Origin of the sequence: Pseudoalteromonas sp. SCSIO 43201 (genome assembly GCF_023716725.1) — a bacterium.
Classification (GTDB): Bacteria; Pseudomonadota; Gammaproteobacteria; order Enterobacterales; family Alteromonadaceae; genus Pseudoalteromonas; species Pseudoalteromonas peptidolytica.
The window spans coordinates 1,364,661-1,383,209 of the sequence record NZ_CP072683.1 but is presented as its reverse complement, the minus strand read 5'-3'; the positions used below and the strand labels follow the sequence as shown (position 1 = coordinate 1,383,209).

Here is an 18,549-nt window from a genome sequence, read left to right as displayed (position 1 = left end):
GAAGACGAGGTCCTCGCTTTTGGAACATACGCCAATAGTTTGACCACATAACTATTTTTTAACTCTTCTTAGAAAGCCCATCGGCGCGACTGTTATCTGAAGTTTTGCGTGAATTTCTGAATCCACTTCAAAATCGTCAGTGGACTTCAAAAACTCTCTAACAGCACTGTAGGGGTTATTACCTTTACCCCACGGTCTATTTGGAAACATATCCTCGGGCATAGCCTCAATAATAGTGTCGTATACGATACAATAACAAGTTTCAGAAACCAGTGGAGAATATGCTTGAAGCTCTTGAATCACGTGATCATGTGTATGATTAGAATCCAAGATAACCATAACTCGGTTATAGTCTTTAGCCTTTTCACACACCAATTGTACGACATCGCTAGAAACACTTGAGCCCTGAATTAATTCAATTTTATGAGCAAGTGGATGAGACTCGATTGCATCACGATTGTGTTGTCTAATATCTATATCAATCCCTATTACTTTTCTACCAGGGCTTAACGGATCTAATTGCTTTTTCTGAGCTACAGCGTCAGTATAATCCAATAGCGCTAATAATGACGCACTAGCGATAACAGAGCCTCCATGTGCGACACCTGTTTCAATGATTAAATCTGGCTTGGTTGACCAAATTATTTCTTGCAGTGCCCAAACATCATTTGGAAATTGAATTGCGGGACGACCAAGCCAACTAAAATTATATGACCAATTATACGGCGCACTCTGACGGATCCACTCGACGGATAACGCTTCTAATTCATCAGCATTCTTTAGCTTACGTACATTCTCAGCCACTTCTTTTTGAAATTCTTCGGATTTATTCATTTATAAAATCTAACCAATTTGTTGTTTTTGAATGAAGGTGTGTTCCAACTGAACTTCCTAAATTTGCTATCGTATCAAGTGAAGTTACGTATGGAGTAAACAAGCCAAAATTTTGGCTATAAGGGGTGGTATTATAGTTCATGTACTCCACAGTAATTCCTTTATCATCAAACTTTTCATGTTCGAGATAGTTTTTAGCACCATGACCTGTGATATAGGTAGAAGCACCAACTCCCTTACAAATATTTAAAATTTTCTCACTTCCGCTTCCTTTTGAGCAAGCTAAATCAGATGCTTTATAATACTCAACATTATTATCCATGCCCCAATAGCGTGCAACGGCTCTCATAGATGCAATAGTCAGTTCAGCTAAACTCTGATGATTTGCTTTCGCGACTTCCCGAAATACCTCAATTGCATCACTGTAATAAGGGCTTTGCTTAAGATTGTGAGCAAGGAGTTGTTCGTGATTTTCTTTCCAGTTTTTCGTGTAGTCAATTTCAGAGGACATGATAAGCTGAGAGCGGGATAGCCTCTTAACTGGTACTGACAGCCACTTGCTACCGCTATCAGTTTTAATTTGCACTCTATTATAAAAACCACGTGCGAGTTGAACATCATCTAAAAACACAAAAGCATCAGCCAAATGTAACTGCTGAAACATCCCTATCCATGGAAAATACATGGGTTGTGAAATAACGACTTTTAAATTATTACTAGTCATACCCTATCTCTTTTACAAATCGCTCAAATAGCACATTAATATCCAGCTCTAACTCCGAGGGGAAGTCACCTCCCTTTTCAGCATAAGCTAGCCAAAGTAAAGTTAAATATACTTTTTGGATAAATGATACTCGCTCCCACATGCTGTAATTGAACTGTAAATTCGCTTCATGCGTAATTTGCGCTTTAATATCACCGCCATCAACATCATGGTTAACTCTGTGGATTGTAGCGGCTATAACGCTACAATTATCATCGTATGCCCTTTTAAGGGCATTGAGTCCTTTGTAGCTCGGCAGTTTGGATGGGTGTATGTTGTATACTTTAAAACTGTCATAAAGTGCTTCGGAAATAATTTTTTCTGTAAATAATATAACACTAGTTATTTCGTTTTCTTGAAACCATACTTTGCATTTATTGTTGAAGTCTCCATCAGCACTACTATGGAACTTACACTCGAAGCCGAGTTCATCGAGTTCAGGTCCTATTTCGGTGTTATTTATCCCGAAAAAGAACACAGACACACTTTTTACTTGCCTGTATAGGCTAACAGCAGCTTTTACTGCTGAGGCCTTCGAATCGCAAAAAACACCTACTCTCACGTTACCTTCTTTGATGTTAAATAGCCGCAGATACAATCCACAACATAAGCCTGCTGCTCAAAAGTCATATCCACAAAACTTGGGAGGTTAAGGCCTCTACGAGAAAGATAAAGCGCATTTTTACCACTTTGCATATTGTCTACTATTGGTTGCTCACTCAATGGCCAAAAGAAACGACGTGCATCAATTTGATTATTTTGCAAATGTGTAATCAGCTCGTCTATGTTGAATGAGTCCTTAGTATTAAAAATCAGCGTGGGCATCCAGTATGAATTGACTTCATTTAGGTTTTCTGGGTTGAGTACCACATCAGGAATATTCATACAGAGCTTTTTATAGTGCTCAAAGATTTCCCTTTTTCTTTGCACTATTTCGTTTACTCTTTTCAATTGAGAAACACCTAATGCAGCTTGAAGATTAGACATTCTATATTTATAGCCGAGTTCTGAAGCCCAAAACTGACGCTGTTCATTTTTCGCTCTGCCGTGATTGTTAAGCTGCCTACATTTCTCTACAAGCTTCTCATCAGAGGAAACTAACATTCCACCTTCCCCTGTGGTAATGGCCTTTGTTCCATGAAAAGAAAACACACTGAAGATCCCAAAGGAGCCTGCTTTCTTGTTGTTATATTCCGAGCCGATGGCCTCAGCAGCATCCTCGATTAAATATATCCCATAGCGTTTTGCAATGTCTTCAAGTTCATCTAGTTCACAGAGGTTTCCATAAAGGTGAGTCGCAATAATCGCTCTTGTTTTTGAAGTTATCGCTTTTTCCACCTCATTGGGATCGATACACCAAGAACGCCTGTTCACGTCTACTAACACTGGTGTTGCATCGAGATAAAGAATAGGCGCGATCGTTGCGACCCAATTTGTGTCAGCTAAAATCACCTCATCACCTTTGCCTACCCCAAGAGCCGACAAACCAAGGTGTAGAGCACCAGTGCAGCTAGAAGTGGCCATCGCATAAGGTACACCGATATACTCTGAAAACTCTTTTTCAAATTTATCAACGTATTCATAGCAGCGCTCTCCCCAGCCATCCGCTGCAGCCTCGGTCACGAGTCGTACGTCTTCCTGCGTAATACTTGGTCTTGTATATGCTAATTTATCCATCAAAGATCTCTAAGTTTGGAATGGCAATGCAATATTTCCAGTTAACTCTACTATTAGTCGCTAAGTATTGGCATATCTCATCTTTAATATTCCAAGGGAATATCACGACATAGTCAGGCTTATATGACTCAATAGCGTCAGGTGGCAAAATTGGAATATGGGATCCTGGTAAATATTGATTTTGTTTTGAAGGTGCAGAGTCAAACACAGCTGATATTAAATTATTTTTAACGCCTGCCGTATTTAACAATGTATTTCCCTTAGCTGCTGCACCGTATCCAACAACGGTTTTCCCAGCCAACTTTGCATCGACGAGAAATGCTTTGAACTCTTCACAAATCTGAGTGACTTTTTCGGAAAATGCTAAGTACGTTGACGGTTCGAATAATTTAGCATCAATTTCTTTTTGTTTAACCTCATTCACTGACGGAGCAACATGATGAGAAGATTCTTGATGAGATGCCCATACTCGCAAACTTCCACCGTGAGTAGATAGTTCTTCAACATCATAAACTTTCAAACCTGCTTTAGATAGAATTTCCTCTACCACACATAAATTCAAGTAGGAGTAATGTTCATGATAAATAGTATCAAATTGGTTTTGTGTAACAATGTTAAGAAGCGATGGGAATTCTAATGTTACCGTGCCAGCCTCAGAAAGTAATTCCTTAAACCCTTGCACGAAACTATTTATATCAGGAACATGAGCTAATACATTGTTAGCAATGATTAGATCTGCTTTTCCGTAGTCCATAGCAATAACATTAGCTAGCCTTGTATCAAAAAACTCTTCAATTACATTTATTCCTCGAGCTTTAGCTGCTCTAGCGACCGCAGCGGTAGGCTCCACCCCTAAGTTAGGTATTCCATTTTTAACAAAGTTTTGTAGGAGGTATCCATCGTTAGATGCTACTTCCACAACTAAACTGTCTTTATTTAGTCCTAGCTTTTGGGTTACAACTTCTGTGTAAGATTTTGCATGCTTCAACCAACTAGCTGAAACCGAAGAAAAATAAGCATATTCATCAGTGAATAACGCTTCCGCTTCAACTTGATCATCTGTTTGAACAAGCCAACATTGTTCGCATACAAGCACTCGTAGGGAGTAAGTTATTTCATTTTTAAAAGCATCTTTATCACGCAGGTAAGCATTGGAAGCTGGCGAACATCCTAAATTTACCATCTCTAGTGCCAGTTCATTTCCACAGTGTCGGCAATTCATATTGTTACCCCATCAAAATCACATGGAAGCGTTTGGAATTGAGCATCTTTATCAGAATAAACCATGACTGGGATCGGCAGCTCAAAACTCAATAATTTATCATCATACCGCACACCAAACTCGTGTTCTGGCTCGTACGGTGCGGTGTGAAAATAGAGCATCTCGCAATCTTCCTCCAAAGTTAAAAAGCCATGAGCACAGCCTGGGGGAATAATGAGCATTTTATCTGGCGTATCCAACTCTATTTGAATACACTCTAGAAAACTTACTGAGTGTTGACGAAGGTCTACGATGAGGTCTAATACTCTACCATTAATGCATCTAACCATTTTGTATTCAGGCAATGAACCAAGCTGACAATGCATTCCACGCAACGTACCTGCTTGTGCTGAATATGAACTATTCACTTGGCAAATTGAAGAATGGCCTATCACCGGTTGTAGCGCTTGTTCATCAAACCACTTAGCAAAACTTCCTCTTGCATCAGAAAATGCGGTCCTTTCGGACAAAAATACGTCTTGTATACTGAGTGATCTTAGGGTTGACACCATTTTGCTCCAATTTTTCTCGAATCATTTATAAATGCGTTAAGTTGACTGGTGCTGATAATATTGTTGTTAATATAATACTCTCTATACCATTGTGCTGTATGTTCAATAACTTGCTCAATAGGCCAAATAGATTTCCACTTCAACAACTCGTACGTTTCACTGCTATCTAGGGCTAAGTGCTCAGCTTCATAAAGTGAACTAGGAGTGGGTTTCCAGTCGAGGTTTGGAATAAAACGACTCATTAATGACAGAACATCTGACACGGAGGCTAAATGCTCAACCGCGGGGCCAAAGTTCCATGCTCGTGCAAACACTTTATCACCAATTAAAAGCCGCTCCCCTAGCTGAAGGTAGCCTGCTATTGACTCCAAGACATGTTGCCAAGGCCGCACAGCATTAGGGTAACGAATAGAGAGGCTGTCGCCACAATATGCCTTTCTTATAATGTCTGGTACTAAGCGATCATCTGACCAATCACCTCCACCAATTACGTTACCTGCTCGAGCTGTTGCTACTAAAGTATTTGAGTGTTTATAGTAACTCTCACGATAACTATGGACTAACACTTCACATGCAGCTTTTGACGCACTATATGGGTCACTTCCCATGAGTTTATCTTCCACTGTAAAGCTCTTTTTTTCGCCATTGTTCTCGTATACTTTATCCGTGGTTACTACAACTATTGCTTTTACTTTCGTGCAGTGTCGTGCACACTCCAGTAGGTTCAGCGTACCCGTTAGATTTGACTGCCAAGTTTCTTCAGGCTTATTGTAGCTTTTTCGCACAAGTGGCTGAGCTGCTAAGTGAAAAATAATATCAGGTTCAAAATCATTTATCAGCTTATCTATCACCCCTCGCTCTGCAATATCCCCAAAATAGTTATCTACAGTCAAACCAAGTTTGTTATAGTGTGTACTATTTTTATCTTCAGGCAGAGATAGCCCAGCAACTTCAGCCCCAAGAAGCTCAAGCCATAAACATAACCAACTGCCTTTAAAACCACTGTGCCCTGTTACCAGTACCTTCTTTCCGGCATACATTTCATTGAACATTGATCACCAAACCTTCCAAGGTGCTTTATTTGATTGCCACAGCGCTTCTAGCTGATTCTTATCCCTCAATGTGTCCATTGCATGCCAGAAACCTTTATGCTTATAGGCGTTTAACTGTTCATCTGCTACCAGCTTTCTCAGAGGAGCATCTTCAAAACTGTCGTTTATACCATCTAAATAGTCAAACACTTCTGGTTCTAACACGAAAAAGCCTCCATTGATCCAAGCTCCATCTCCAGCTGGCTTTTCTTGAAACGAGACAACCTTACTACCATCAACATCCAATGCCCCATAACGTCCTGGGGGTTGAATTGCAGTAACTGTAGCAACCTTTCCTGCATTTCTGTGAGACGAGATAGTGTCTTGAATCGGCAGATCAGTAACGCCATCTCCATATGTGAAGCAAAATGTATCGTCCCCAACATAATCTTTTACTCTTCGTAATCTCTCACCAGTCATACTTGTGTCTCCAGTATCGACTAGAGTGACTTTCCAAGGCTCCGCATGCTTTTGGTGAACTGTCATCTCATTTTTAGACATGTCAAATGTTACATCTGACATATGTAGAAAATAGTTCGCGAAATATTCTTTAATTATATATCCCTTATACCCTAAACATATTATAAAATCATTGATTCCATTGGCTGAATAGATTTTCATTATATGCCATAGTATGGGTTTACTTCCTATCATAATCATTGGCTTCGGACGAAGATGTGACTCCTCGCAAATCCTAGTACCAAGGCCTCCAGCTAAAATAACAGCTTTAGTCACAATATTCTCCAATCAAAGGCAGTTAGTTAAAATAGAAAAACTCTAGTTCTTCGTTTATGTTATTAGAAACAGAGTATAAAATTTCTTCATACGATGAGAGTGAAGTAATCAAAACTGGCCCATCTTTATTATTTAATGAAGAAGCATCCTCAATTAATACACCCTCTACTCGAGTTCCGCATTTGTTAGGATCAGAATCAACCACTCGTGCTACCTTTTTTGGATGTGGCGCTTTTTTTATCACCTCAGCGGCTAATTCTGATGAGCCATATATTTGTATAGAGTCTACTTCTTCAAAAAAATCTTCCAGACTAACAACTGCTACATTATTACCCCTTAAATATAGACTTTTTTCTTTTTTCTTTTTATTTAAGCTTTGAAAAGTATTCACACTAAGCCATGAATCTGGCTCATTGCCTAATGTGTTTAAAAGCTCCACACTATAGCTATTTTCTATCGCGCTTAATATTTCAAAAAGTTCACATGCATACTTCTTATTTTTATCCACGCAAAACCAAGACTTTACTATTTCAAAGCTGCTTGACCAAAAAAAACTTTGTAAGCCTGAACCATTATAGTCACTTGTCTTGGAAAACGAATCTAGAATTAATTTAACGGATAGTACATTGCTAAAGATGAGAAAATGCTTAACGGCTAGCCAATGATATGGCTTACTACCGAGGAGATATGCTTCGTAAATTCTTTCGTCTGTCGTAGTATTGCTGACCTTACCAAATGTAGGAAAGCCACTCAGAGTTGATCCGCTATTTTCCCTTAGCTGACGGTAAAAGTCCACAAAGCTATCAACAGATGCTCCTTGGTTAAAATAAGGCCGTTTTGATAATTGAGGCTTAGCTTTTTTTGTTGCAACACTCAAATAGTTTGGGTCTTTTATGTACTCCTCTAGCTCTAAAACTACAATTGGACAGTTCGATGCTTCAAAGAATACATGCTCACTATATTGACGGTGACAAATAAAAGTACCAGCATTTTTATAATCATAAATATAGCTTTTTGAGTCACTGAAAAAGAAATTTTTCTGTTCCTTAAATCGTTCTCGTACGCTTTTTATCAACGGATGCTCTAAGTCTTGTGGAAATGGCCTAAAGACTAACTTTTTATTTGGAAAAATTTTAAGTAAAGAATCTATAATAGAGGGTAAGTACTGAAGCTTCTCTTGACACTCAATATCAAGGTTTGAGAGATGATATATAATATCTGATCCTCCCTCATATGAGCTTTTAAGATAATCTAATTTTGGCGAACCAAACGGAACGATTCTTGTCCCTCTAAAATTACGATAATCTAATTCAACTGGAATAGAATCTCGCCATAATGAATCATCAAATGGGATCCATTCTCTAATCGCAAGAATGAAGTCAAAATCAAATATACCACCATATTCTTTTAAAGACTTCTTAATAGGTATATCAGGACCATGGGGCAATAAGACTCTGAAACCTTTGTAGTAGGTTAAAATTTCAAAGGGAAAATTCGATTCTGGAAATACAATCAAATAGCACCTTTCAATTTTATACTTTTCATTTGCGCCACAAAAAAATACGTTACTTCTTCGCTCAATTTCATCAGAGAAATCAGAATCTTTTATTACCAATATTTTAAAGCTTTTATTTTTACTCAATTCATTGATAAATAATTCAAATAAGTCAAGCCCCGGTGAGTCAAAGACCACAAAACCAATATCAAAGCTTTCAGCTTCTTTAAAAAGCATGTTTTAGCCCTAACATCTTCACTGAAGTACAGACATAGTCTTGTTGATACTTGATAGCATCGTAAATAGATAATCCATTCTCAAAAACACTCTTTCTCGGTGCTGCTATACCTTTCTCCCAATGTAAACTAGCGAGTTCTGAAGCTGCAACATTACTTACAGGAACGTTAGATTTAATCAACCCGCTATGATAAATTTCATATTCACATGCCTCTACATCATCTTCTAAGCGTGGAGACCCCCTGAACTTGCTAAGCTGATTATTTATTTCTAAAAGCAATAATTCTTTTTCACAGGAGTCTGGTTCATCAATATTCTGTGCTTCTTTTAGTGCCCAACCCAAGAAGTTAACTTTATTGACCTCTGCTTGCTTTAGCAATCCATATTGTGACAGCTGTGACACCCTTAAATAGTCGGCTGATATATTGGCGCTATGCCCAAACCACACACCTTTAAATAGCATTGACTCTCTGAATTTCTCCTTGCTACTGAAGTAGTAGGTGGAGCTTTCAATACATTTTTCGATCGATTTCTTAGTTTGCTCTCCATAGGAATATTCTGGAACATTTAAGACCAACATTAAACTGATCCCTATATCTAGACACTTAGGGTTTTCATTTAATATCCCTAGCATAGAAGTAAAATCAGGTGAACAAGGCGGGAAAATTAAACCAAAATTTTCTTTTACTTTTTTTATAACAGAACTTCGAACAAAACCGCTATATATCTTCCCATAATTGTTTCTGTTACGGTATTTTCGATAAAAAAGCGGCTGAGAAAATTCAAATCTCCGCTCTAATTCTTCCGATGCTGAATACTCAATGCTGTTATAAGGCTTCATTAAAGGGTGGTACTCACCATTTAAACGCTCATTGTTTACTTCTTTGCACTCGAAATGTTCAAACTGCCAAGTTACGACGTCATAACTATGTAGGTTTTCCAGCTTCGAGATCGATGACAAAAAGTGCTTTGTAAACATGAACTTATCAGATATTATTGTTACCCATTCACCTTTAGCAAATTGTATAGCATATTCCCAGTTTTCACACATATTGAGTCGATTAATTGGGCGTACATATTTGACTTTTACGTTTGAAAGTAGCTCACAAAGCGCTTTGGTTTCGGTCAGAGGAATGGTGCCGTTATCAGATATGATAATTTCATAATTTTGAAAATCTTGCTCCAGCAAAAGTTTCAAACAGTGGAGGACGAGCTCCGGCCTATCTTTTGTAGGTAACACAATCGAGAATTGAGGATACTGTTGTGACATAAATATTGTTGGTAATACTATATAATTTTATTATCGGCTCAAATGAAAAATACTTAAATCTAAATATTCGAACCTTTGACTTATGAAATAGTGAGTATACATGAAACAACTAAAGCATTCTCCAAATCAATTAAAGAAACAACCTCTTGTTTCCATTATAATACCATGCTTCAATGATCCTACAAATGTTCACTATGCAATTCAAAGCTGTATTGAGCAGACATACACCAATATAGAAGTGATCATTATCGATGACGGCTCTGTGCCTAAACTCAATATTGATTTTCAATTGTATCCTCCTAATGTAAAACTCGTTCATCAGAAAAACCAGGGCGTTGCAAAAGCAAGAAATTATGGCGTTAAGCTTTGTGAAGGGGAATATCTCAAGTTCTTAGATTCAGATGATGAGTTGCTACCAACATGCGTAGAGACCCAAGTTAAACAACTACTAAATAGCAGTGACACTATTTCATTTATTGGTTATCGAACTGTCTTTGGGAAGAAGAGTATTGAAGGCACTCCAAAGTTTGATAACTTTTTAGACGCAATTTTTCAAGGTAATATTGCACCACTCCATTGTGGTTTATATCCAAGATCAGCTATTGAGAATATAGGAGGTTTTGGTCATGAAGGACCTATAGGTGAATCATTTGAAGATTACGATTTTCACGTAAAACTCGCGTTCTCAAATATACATACCATCGTTAGTCATGATGTCGGTGTAATATACAAAAAAAGGCCTCAAAGCCGCTCTTCAGACCAAAAAAAAGCTTTCAGTGCAAACATATTTATCTTAAAACAGGCAATAGCCCACATTGAAAAACCAAATGAAGAACTATCAAATAGCATCATTAATGGATTATGTGACCTTGCAATACAATCAGGTCAATACTCAACATTATTCACGGAATTCCAGCTTATACTTAAAAAGCTACGGTTCTCTGATAAATCTGAAAAGACTTTTCGCTACAAAATTATAGCTTCAAACCGTCTAAAGTGTGGCTCCGAGTCGGCTAAGAAATGGTGGCGCCTTATTTTTGACGCGTTACCAGCAACTACTCCCCCCACATCAGACCTTATTCCACCAACTTATTCCGTCAGAGCTTCAAGCCTTGAACTACACACACATAAGTTTGATGGTCCTTTACTAGCCGAAGCACTTATGCGATGCCTTAAAGCTAGAGACATTTATTTATGGGGTGTGAGCCCCACAAGTGAACAATGGATACAAATGCTTCACTTTTTTGGTAAAGCCCCTACTGCTCTTGTGGATTCGAACCCTCAAGCTGCTAGCTTTAATGGACACAACTGCATAAAACCAGAATCTCTGACGCTAGGTAAAGAGGATGTCATTATCATTTGTTCTAAATCAGCATATTTCGCTATTTATGAATCCTGTATTGGCTACGGCTGGGAAGAAAATATTATACATTATGTATGAACGACGCTCTAGGTAATGCCGGTCTCAGAGAGAGCCGCATTACCTAAAGTCCATCCTTGTTAATTTCTATGGTATAGCTCCCAGTCACACTTTTCTAGCAGCTGGGCAGAACAGTGCTCTTTCATCTCTTCTAGATAGGCTATCCATAACTGATTTAAGTCTTTATATATCCCCAAAGAATTTTCGCTGTCATCATACTTAAATAAGTGAGTGATCATAGGACAATGATAGTAAAGCAAAGATCCTTTAATTATATGAAAAATGTGACTATAGCGAGTGTTTCTAAAGGCAAATAAATATCGCTCTTGCCGTTGCAAGTTATTAGAAGCATCGTTAACGGTGCTAACACTCTCCTTAGCAATTGAAATTAGGTGGTCGAATACTTCAAGCGTCAGCTCTCTGTCTAAAGACTGATTACCTAACCCTTGTAATCCTAGATCCTCAAATTCTGCTTTAATTTTCCCAATGATATTTTGCTTATCAAAGTGATAATCCAAATCCATCAAATCACTTGCGGTTGTCGGCAAAGTGCCTTTGATTAAAGCACCATCACCGATATTAAATATTGTCGCAGGTTTGATAGAAATTAGGTCTTCCAGCTGGCGGTTAGACATTCTATAGGTCTGATTAGTTTCAACGACACCGCCTAAATTGCCAGGTAACGCGCTGCCATCTAGCTTCATCGGCCAGTACTTAAATTGGGTTTCCTTATTCTCATCGCTGTAGACACTTAGTTTCGAGTGTGAAGCACCATCTACCGAACGGCCGTTATCAACACCGCAAAGATATATATTCTTGAACCCTAAGTGTAAGGCATATGATAAACCAGTATTTGACACCAATGGGTTTGAGTATGCGGTTGTTGATAAGCCTCGATGCCCTTTTTTAGCTAACTGAACATTAATAAAATCTGTTCCAGCTTCATTTCCTTTTAAGGAAAAGCCTACCCACTTGTAGAGGTCAACGGTATCAGGATAAATAGTGTTAACGCCGAGCAAGTTGAGTTCTGAATATACCTCTTTTGGAGCCATATCCAGAACCGCTTGATAGTTCCGATAAGGACGTTCAACTAAAATATGAAAGTCAGGCATCACTCCCATTTTTAACAATGAAGTCAACGCTGTACCACAAGCAAATATAATCGCTTTGTCTTGATTATTGATGATAAAATCTTGACACACATCCAATGATGGGCCATTGCCAACGATTATGATTGGGACATCTTTAAACTCTGAAACAGGAGCTCGCTTTGCGTCATAAAATGGTACACCCTTGGCAACATTAAAATATGAGTGTGAGAGCCCAGTTACTGCGTCGTTATAAAATCCATGACCAAATTGAAACTGAAAATAATCTTTGAAAAAGTTAGCAATACTTTCATTTATGTCAGGTAACGGATAGTGTTGATAACAGAAACTTCTAACTATTGAAAATGCACCAATGTTTTCAACTGTTTTTTTCAGCTCACCCACCAACTCATCAGGTTTACAACCTAAATAAAAGAATAAACAGCCACCGCTAGAGTCTATATCTTTAATTATTTTTGACCAATCTATACAGAATAGGCTTGCAAAAAACAGCTTAAAATCCGGTTCAATTATAAAGGTATAAGAGAATGATGTATGATCGAGTAACTTAGGAATATGGTAACCCAATCCAACACCAAATATCATTGCGGTTGGAAAGTGCTCGGGTAGCTTTGTTAGTTTTCGAGGTTCACCGGCGTCTGAAAGCGATTGTAGGTACGTTGATAGCTCTCTCATATATCGGACATGCACCCGCATGTCTCTATAGTCAGAATTATTTTTCGTGTACTCGGTAAGTGTAAAAACGGGAGCCGCTATCGCTTTTTCGACTTGCTGCTCAATTTGCTTTGAGGGTTCACTGGAATAAAATCTCGCATTATTTTTCAGAACGTCTATATTAGCGAAACCATCCGACTCGACATGTAGGCAAAAATTTTCGTCAACGTTATACTCTTCAATAGCCTGTGCAATGCTGGGATAATATTGAGAGAAGCTATTTAAATTATCTGCAAACCTGCGATTTGCCTCTGTTGCAAATTCCGCTTCTCTTCTTGACTGCTCAATTGAAGTGACAGCGATATCTGATAATTCTTGAATCTGATTTTCTAGGGATTTGTCATCGGTCATATTAACGAAACTGCTTATAGATAAGAACTTTTTTATTATTTTGCTTGCGTTCAAGTAACTCTTTTCGCGTAGAGTGCTGTAGCTCAGCAACCTCACTGATTATTTTTCCGTATTCCTCAGCGATAATTCTAAGCTCATCAACTTCAGCTTGACTTCTCGTCCTTTTTTCGGAGATGTATTCCTTCAAGTCTTCAGCTAATGAAGACTCTAAGCTTGAAGCACTATCCAGCTCCCCATTTTGAATGTCTTTTCGGATCAATTCAAGCCGAGCAAATAACTGCTTTAGTACGTTACCCGACATTATAACTGTCTTGGTTCTCGGCGATTGTTTTGTGTCTGATCTCCGACGGAATCGCATCCCAAGCAGACTTTATTTCTTTAAGAAGGCTACTAACTTCATCAACTAACGCCGGATCGTTATTAATTGACGCATCGAGCAATCTGTCAAGCATGTAAGAGTAAAGAGCGAAGAGGTTCTCAGTCACCTCACCACCAACTTTAAAATCTAAGCTGCTTCTAAGCGCTTCAATTATTGCCGACGCTTTTGACAGATGCTCTGCTTTTGCTTCTAGCTGCTTTTTCTCTATTGATACTTTCGCAAGTACGAGCTTTTCAACAGCACCAGCCATCAACATCTGTATTATCTCATATCGATCAGCCCCTGCAACTCTCGTTTTTAACGCTTCTCTTTGGTAATTTTTTACTCGAGCATTATACATAACCATTGCCCCTAAATTTATTTAGACTTTGTAAAACCAGGTAAATTCGCTAGCTGTGCTCCCAGATAAGATTGAGTTTGTTGCATCTGTGCAATTAAAACATCCAAACCAGCATATTTCTTTCTGAGACTTTCTTCCAACGATTCCATTCTGTATTCGTGGTTGCTAACATCATCTTTTAAATCTTCAAGCTGGCTATTTAAGCTATTTTGCCTCTGCTTCAAGATACCACTGGAATCAGCATAGTTGCCAAGCAACTCTTCAAGCTTCTTAGCAACACCGTTTTCACCAGCAAATGCCGTGCCAATATCATCAAAATTTTCATCCATTGCTTCATTTAAGCTTCGGACTAGGGATGATTTTTCAAGGTAACCGTCATCTTTCACACCGATACCTATATCAAAAATTGATTCAAACGGCCCAGCATCAACTAGTTCTGATGACAGCGTAGTAATTAACTGGTCGCTTAACGACCTCATAGAAGAGTCACCATTCAGGGGCTTTGATGCTCTAGTTTGCAGTCCTATCATACCTATAAGGTTATTGTAGTTTGCGATAAACTCATCAACCAACTTTGTCACTGATTCGCGGTCGTAGTCGATATTCAATTTTGCGGTTTCATAACCGTCAATATCATTGCCTTCACTCACTTCCAATGCCTTAATTGTCATATCTTGTACGGCATTCTTAAAAGTATTTGTTGAGCTAGTTACCTCTAACCCGTCTACAGTGATTACAGCATTTTGCGCGTCCTGAACCGAGGTCATACCAGCTGTACCACCTGCAAATGGAGATGTGCTGACAGCGTCTAGTTCAGCTGTATCAGACGTGATGGTCAAGTTATTTCCATCGCCTGTAACGTTTGACGTTAGCACTAACTTAGAACCGACACTTGTGTTTCCTGTATTAACAATATTAGCAGTCACACCGAAATTTGAGTCTGAGGAATTTATTGCATCTCGTAATTCTGCAAGCGTCATACCAGCCGCCACATCAAGAGTAAAAGCCTTATCTGCACCCGCACCGAAGGTCAATGTTCCTCCAGAAGCACTGACTACGGAATCGGTAGAATCAAAAGAAGCGTCGGCAGACACAACTCGGCTGCCTTCAGCAAGTTGCTTGACTGCGACTTTAAAGTTACCTGTAGAAATATCAGAGGTAGGCGTTACGCTTATAATATCTCCCGCAGTTGGCTGTCTTATATTAGCGACTCGTTTACCAAAGTTTTTTGAGTCTGCTAACTTTTCCATCGTATCTTGGAGCTTTGAAACCGCACCTTTCACTTCACCAATAGAGGAAAGTTCTACAGTCAACGACTCCTTTTTCTTGGTAAACGCCTGCATTTTAGGAACATTTTCGGCATCTATCGATGCTTTGATAATGCTTTCAAGGTTAAGCCCTGAACCTACACCAGCTGAAGTAATTAATGGCATAACTCCCCCTTAAGATAATTCATGCTGTTTCATCGAACAGCAAACCTCTACTAGATACTTTATCGGCAAACTCTTCCAATGCTTTAGCCACTTCCCTAAACTCCTCTGATGGTATCTCGCGGATCACTTTATTGCTCTCTGAATCTATTACCTTGACAATCGGCGGATCGCCCTCTTCATCAAACTCAAATTGTAAATTCGTCGATGTGACGGGAATAAACTGATTTACTTTTTCAAGATTTTGCTTTACTTCAGCAACCAGGTTACTTTTTTTGCTTTGCTCGTCTTCACGAGCTTTGTGCGTGTCTCGCCCTGTTTCTAGTTGCTCTACTGCTCTTGTCGTCTCAGCTCCACGTTCATCTTTTGACAATTCGTCAGGCTTTTGCTGCAAAACATTTGGCCCCGAATGTGTTGAAACTTGTATTTCTTTCACAACACACCTCCGAAATAAACCTAGTTTACAGTATACGTCAAGTTCGTGAATTATTCACAAACTTGACGCTACTGTTGTTCATTAACCTAACAACGATAACGCCACTTGTGGACGCTGGTTCGCCTGGCTAAGAATTGAACTACTTGCTTGCTGGAGAATCTGCATTTTTGTTAAATTTGCAGTTTCCTGTGCAAAGTCAGTATCTTGAATACGAGATCGCGCAGCCGTCAAATTCTCGGCAACGTTTGATTGATTTCGTATCGTAGACTGGAAACGGTTTTGCACCGCACCTAGCTCAGCACGCTTCTTGTCAACTACTGCGATTAACGCATCCATACCAGCCATAACTGCTTGCGCATTTGCTTGTGTAGATACCGAAATACCACTGGCAGTAAATACACCAGAAAAGCTAGTTGCATCTGCTGAAGCACCTACTGAGGTACTAATGCTTCCCGCTGTCGCACTTAAAGAAGCACCGGTTACGCCACTAGCAATACCAGCTATACCCGACAAAGTAAACCCGCCATTAGCAACCAAGCTATTTGTAGTAGCACCCACATTTTGCATACTAAAACTGATCGTTTGCACGGCATCAGCACCAACTTGGAAGTTTGCGTCATAGCTACCGTCAAGCAAGTTTTGACCACCAAATGTGGTATCTGCAGCAACCCTATTCACTTCTTTAGATAGCGACTGGATCTCTTCTTGTATTGCTAAGCGGTCTTCATCAGTATTAGAGCCGTTAGAAGCCTGCTGTGCCAATGTGCGAATACGCTGAAACATTTGTGTTGTTTCATCTAGCGCACCTTCGGCTGTTTGTGCTAATGATATACCATCATTTGCATTTCGAATGCCCTGATTCAGACCATTGATTTGACCTGTGAGACGATTAGATATCTGCATACCAGCAGCATCATCTTTCGCACTATTTATACGAAAACCTGAAGATAGTCTTTTAAAGGACGTATCAAGTGAATTCGCAGAGTTCATTAACTGACGCTGCGCATTTAATGAGCTAACGTTAGTATTTACATATAAAGCCATAATAGCCTCCGCTTTATCAATTTTAATCAAAGCGTCGGGATACCCCTACCCTTCAGCTTCGACGAGTTAGAGTCCTAAAGTTATAGTTCTCTAACTCTGCTATCGACTGACAAAGAAAAAGCTTTAGCTTTTTTTTAAATAATTTGATTATTCAGTTTTAACCTTGAAGTAAGCTCAATGCTGCTTGCGGTCTTTGGTTAGCCTGGCCGAGTATCGTCTGACTTGCCTGTTGTAGGATCTGGTTCTTTGTCAGCTTGGCCGTTTCTAAAGCAAAATCGGCATCTTTAATTCGAGATTTTGCAGCTGATAAGTTCTCAGATATATTCGCTTGGTTTCGAATTGTAGATTGGAAGCGGTTTTGAACTGCACCTAATTCGGCACGTTTTTTATCCACTACTGCAATTAACGCATCCATACCAGCCATTACCGCTTGAGCATTGGCTTGAGTTGATACAGATATACCAGATGCTGTATAAACTGCAGCGAAGCTTGTCGCATCAGCCGAGACTCCAACAGATGTACTAATGGAGCCTGCAACAGCGCTAAGAGAGGCGCCACTTACACCACTTGCGATACCAGCAATACCTGACAAAGTAAAGCCGCCATTTGACACCATACTATTAGACGTTGCCCCAACAAACTGCATACTAAAGCCTATTGTCTGAACGGCATCAGCGCCAACTTGGAAGTTAGCCGCGTATGTGCCATCAAGCAAGTTTTGACCACCAAACGTGGTGTCGGAGGCAACACGGTTGACTTCTTTGGCTAGCTGCTGGATTTCTTCTTGGATCGCTAACCTGTCTTCATCAGTGTTAGAGCCGTTAGCTGCTTGCTGTGAAAGCGTTCTGATCCGCTGAAACATCGACGTAATTTCATCCATCGCCCCTTCTGCAGTCTGTGCCAAAGAAATACCATCATTAGCATTTCGGTTTCCTTGATTCAGACCCATAATTTGTGATTGAAGACGGTCGGAAATTTGTAGACCAGCCGCATCATCTGCCGCACTATTGATGCGCATACCTGATGATAAACGTTTAAAAGAAGTATCTAGTTCATTGCCAGAATTAGTTAGTTGTCTTTGTGCGTTAATAGCACTGACATTAGTATTTACATATAAAGCCATAACTCACTCTCTTTTTGTCAAATCAATTATCTAATTGATAGATAGTTAAATGACAAAGCGGCACTTATGCATCGGGTGTTCAACCAACTAAGGCAACCAATTGCCACTTTGACGCCAAAATTAACTCTGACAAGATATAAGCAATATGCAGGCCAACAATAAAATACGTATTCTAAATAGTGAAGTCGATAGGAATTATCTAACCTGAGGTTTAGATAAGGAGTCTTCCAACTCATTGCTGCTAAGCCATAACTTAGTTTTTCCTTGTCTAGCCAGAGAGTTTTATGGAAAACACCGCTTCCGCGTCCTGCTCTCGTTAAGGTGTTTG

18 protein-coding genes are annotated in these 18,549 nt (G+C 39.3%); 1 reads left to right on the top strand and 17 read right to left on the bottom strand.

Features of this window, described 5'->3' with window-relative positions; all coding sequences use genetic code 11:
- Positions 1-51: 51 nt before the first annotated feature.
- The 10 genes from J8Z24_RS05895 to J8Z24_RS05850 are packed head-to-tail and all read right to left on the bottom strand — an operon-like array spanning position 52 to position 9,875.
- Positions 52-834 (bottom strand): cephalosporin hydroxylase family protein, encoded by a 783-nt coding sequence (locus tag J8Z24_RS05895; RefSeq protein WP_128729629.1) that lies wholly within the window; start codon positions 832-834, stop codon positions 52-54.
- On the bottom strand, positions 827-1,558 hold the full coding sequence (locus J8Z24_RS05890) for a WbqC family protein (RefSeq protein ID WP_128729628.1): 732 nt from the start codon (positions 1,556-1,558) through the stop codon (positions 827-829). Before J8Z24_RS05890 ends, J8Z24_RS05895 begins: the two co-directional genes overlap by 8 nt.
- Positions 1,551-2,159, bottom strand: coding sequence for a formyltransferase family protein (locus J8Z24_RS05885; protein WP_176031883.1), 609 nt, complete (start codon positions 2,157-2,159; stop codon positions 1,551-1,553). The genes J8Z24_RS05890 and J8Z24_RS05885 overlap by 8 nt, the downstream gene beginning before the upstream one ends.
- On the bottom strand, positions 2,156-3,274 hold the full coding sequence (locus J8Z24_RS05880; protein WP_128729626.1) for a DegT/DnrJ/EryC1/StrS family aminotransferase: 1,119 nt from the start codon (positions 3,272-3,274) through the stop codon (positions 2,156-2,158). The genes J8Z24_RS05885 and J8Z24_RS05880 overlap by 4 nt, the downstream gene beginning before the upstream one ends.
- Positions 3,267-4,496, bottom strand: coding sequence for a class I SAM-dependent methyltransferase (locus J8Z24_RS05875; RefSeq protein ID WP_176031884.1), 1,230 nt, complete (start codon positions 4,494-4,496; stop codon positions 3,267-3,269). The genes J8Z24_RS05880 and J8Z24_RS05875 overlap by 8 nt, the downstream gene beginning before the upstream one ends.
- The gene (locus tag J8Z24_RS05870) at positions 4,493-5,047 is read right to left on the bottom strand and encodes a dTDP-4-dehydrorhamnose 3,5-epimerase family protein (RefSeq protein WP_286037143.1); all 555 of its coding nucleotides are present in this window, start codon (positions 5,045-5,047) and stop codon (positions 4,493-4,495) included. Before J8Z24_RS05870 ends, J8Z24_RS05875 begins: the two co-directional genes overlap by 4 nt.
- Positions 5,032-6,099 (bottom strand): CDP-glucose 4,6-dehydratase, encoded by a 1,068-nt coding sequence (rfbG, locus tag J8Z24_RS05865; protein WP_176031886.1) that lies wholly within the window; start codon positions 6,097-6,099, stop codon positions 5,032-5,034. The genes J8Z24_RS05870 and rfbG overlap by 16 nt, the downstream gene beginning before the upstream one ends.
- Positions 6,100-6,102: 3 nt before the next feature.
- Positions 6,103-6,873, bottom strand: coding sequence for a glucose-1-phosphate cytidylyltransferase (rfbF, locus tag J8Z24_RS05860; protein WP_125252050.1), 771 nt, complete (start codon positions 6,871-6,873; stop codon positions 6,103-6,105).
- 22 nt (positions 6,874-6,895) lie between these two features.
- Positions 6,896-8,605: a hypothetical protein gene (locus J8Z24_RS05855; protein WP_176031887.1), complete on the bottom strand. Its 1,710-nt coding sequence runs from the start codon at positions 8,603-8,605 to the stop codon at positions 6,896-6,898.
- The gene (locus tag J8Z24_RS05850; RefSeq protein WP_176031888.1) at positions 8,595-9,875 is read right to left on the bottom strand and encodes a glycosyltransferase; all 1,281 of its coding nucleotides are present in this window, start codon (positions 9,873-9,875) and stop codon (positions 8,595-8,597) included. The genes J8Z24_RS05855 and J8Z24_RS05850 overlap by 11 nt, the downstream gene beginning before the upstream one ends.
- A 100-nt stretch (positions 9,876-9,975) precedes the next feature.
- Here J8Z24_RS05850 and J8Z24_RS05845 point away from each other — a divergent pair, with 100 nt between their 5' ends.
- Positions 9,976-11,316: a glycosyltransferase family 2 protein gene (locus J8Z24_RS05845; RefSeq protein WP_176031889.1), complete on the top strand. Its 1,341-nt coding sequence runs from the start codon at positions 9,976-9,978 to the stop codon at positions 11,314-11,316.
- Positions 11,317-11,375: 59 nt separating this feature from the next.
- Here the strand turns inward: J8Z24_RS05845 and J8Z24_RS05840 are convergent, their stop codons facing one another.
- The 7 genes from J8Z24_RS05840 to J8Z24_RS05810 form a co-directional block, all read right to left on the bottom strand.
- Positions 11,376-13,469: a motility associated factor glycosyltransferase family protein gene (locus J8Z24_RS05840; RefSeq protein WP_176031890.1), complete on the bottom strand. Its 2,094-nt coding sequence runs from the start codon at positions 13,467-13,469 to the stop codon at positions 11,376-11,378.
- A gap of 1 nt (position 13,470) precedes the next feature.
- Positions 13,471-13,770 (bottom strand): hypothetical protein, encoded by a 300-nt coding sequence (locus J8Z24_RS05835; protein ID WP_128729618.1) that lies wholly within the window; start codon positions 13,768-13,770, stop codon positions 13,471-13,473.
- Entirely contained in the window at positions 13,760-14,188 is a 429-nt protein-coding gene (gene fliS, locus J8Z24_RS05830; protein ID WP_176031891.1) for a flagellar export chaperone FliS, read from the bottom strand. Before fliS ends, J8Z24_RS05835 begins: the two co-directional genes overlap by 11 nt.
- 17 nt (positions 14,189-14,205) lie before the next feature.
- A complete protein-coding gene (gene fliD / locus J8Z24_RS05825; protein ID WP_176031892.1) occupies positions 14,206-15,621 on the bottom strand; it encodes a flagellar filament capping protein FliD in 1,416 nt (471 codons plus the stop codon).
- A 19-nt stretch (positions 15,622-15,640) separates the two neighbouring features.
- Positions 15,641-16,054 (bottom strand): flagellar protein FlaG, encoded by a 414-nt coding sequence (locus J8Z24_RS05820; protein WP_147389942.1) that lies wholly within the window; start codon positions 16,052-16,054, stop codon positions 15,641-15,643.
- A gap of 81 nt (positions 16,055-16,135) precedes the next feature.
- Positions 16,136-17,098: a flagellin N-terminal helical domain-containing protein gene (locus tag J8Z24_RS05815; protein ID WP_128729615.1), complete on the bottom strand. Its 963-nt coding sequence runs from the start codon at positions 17,096-17,098 to the stop codon at positions 16,136-16,138.
- 157 nt (positions 17,099-17,255) lie between these two features.
- Positions 17,256-18,221, bottom strand: a complete 966-nt coding sequence (locus J8Z24_RS05810) for a flagellin N-terminal helical domain-containing protein (protein WP_128729614.1) — start codon at positions 18,219-18,221, stop codon at positions 17,256-17,258.
- Positions 18,222-18,549 lie beyond the last annotated feature (328 nt).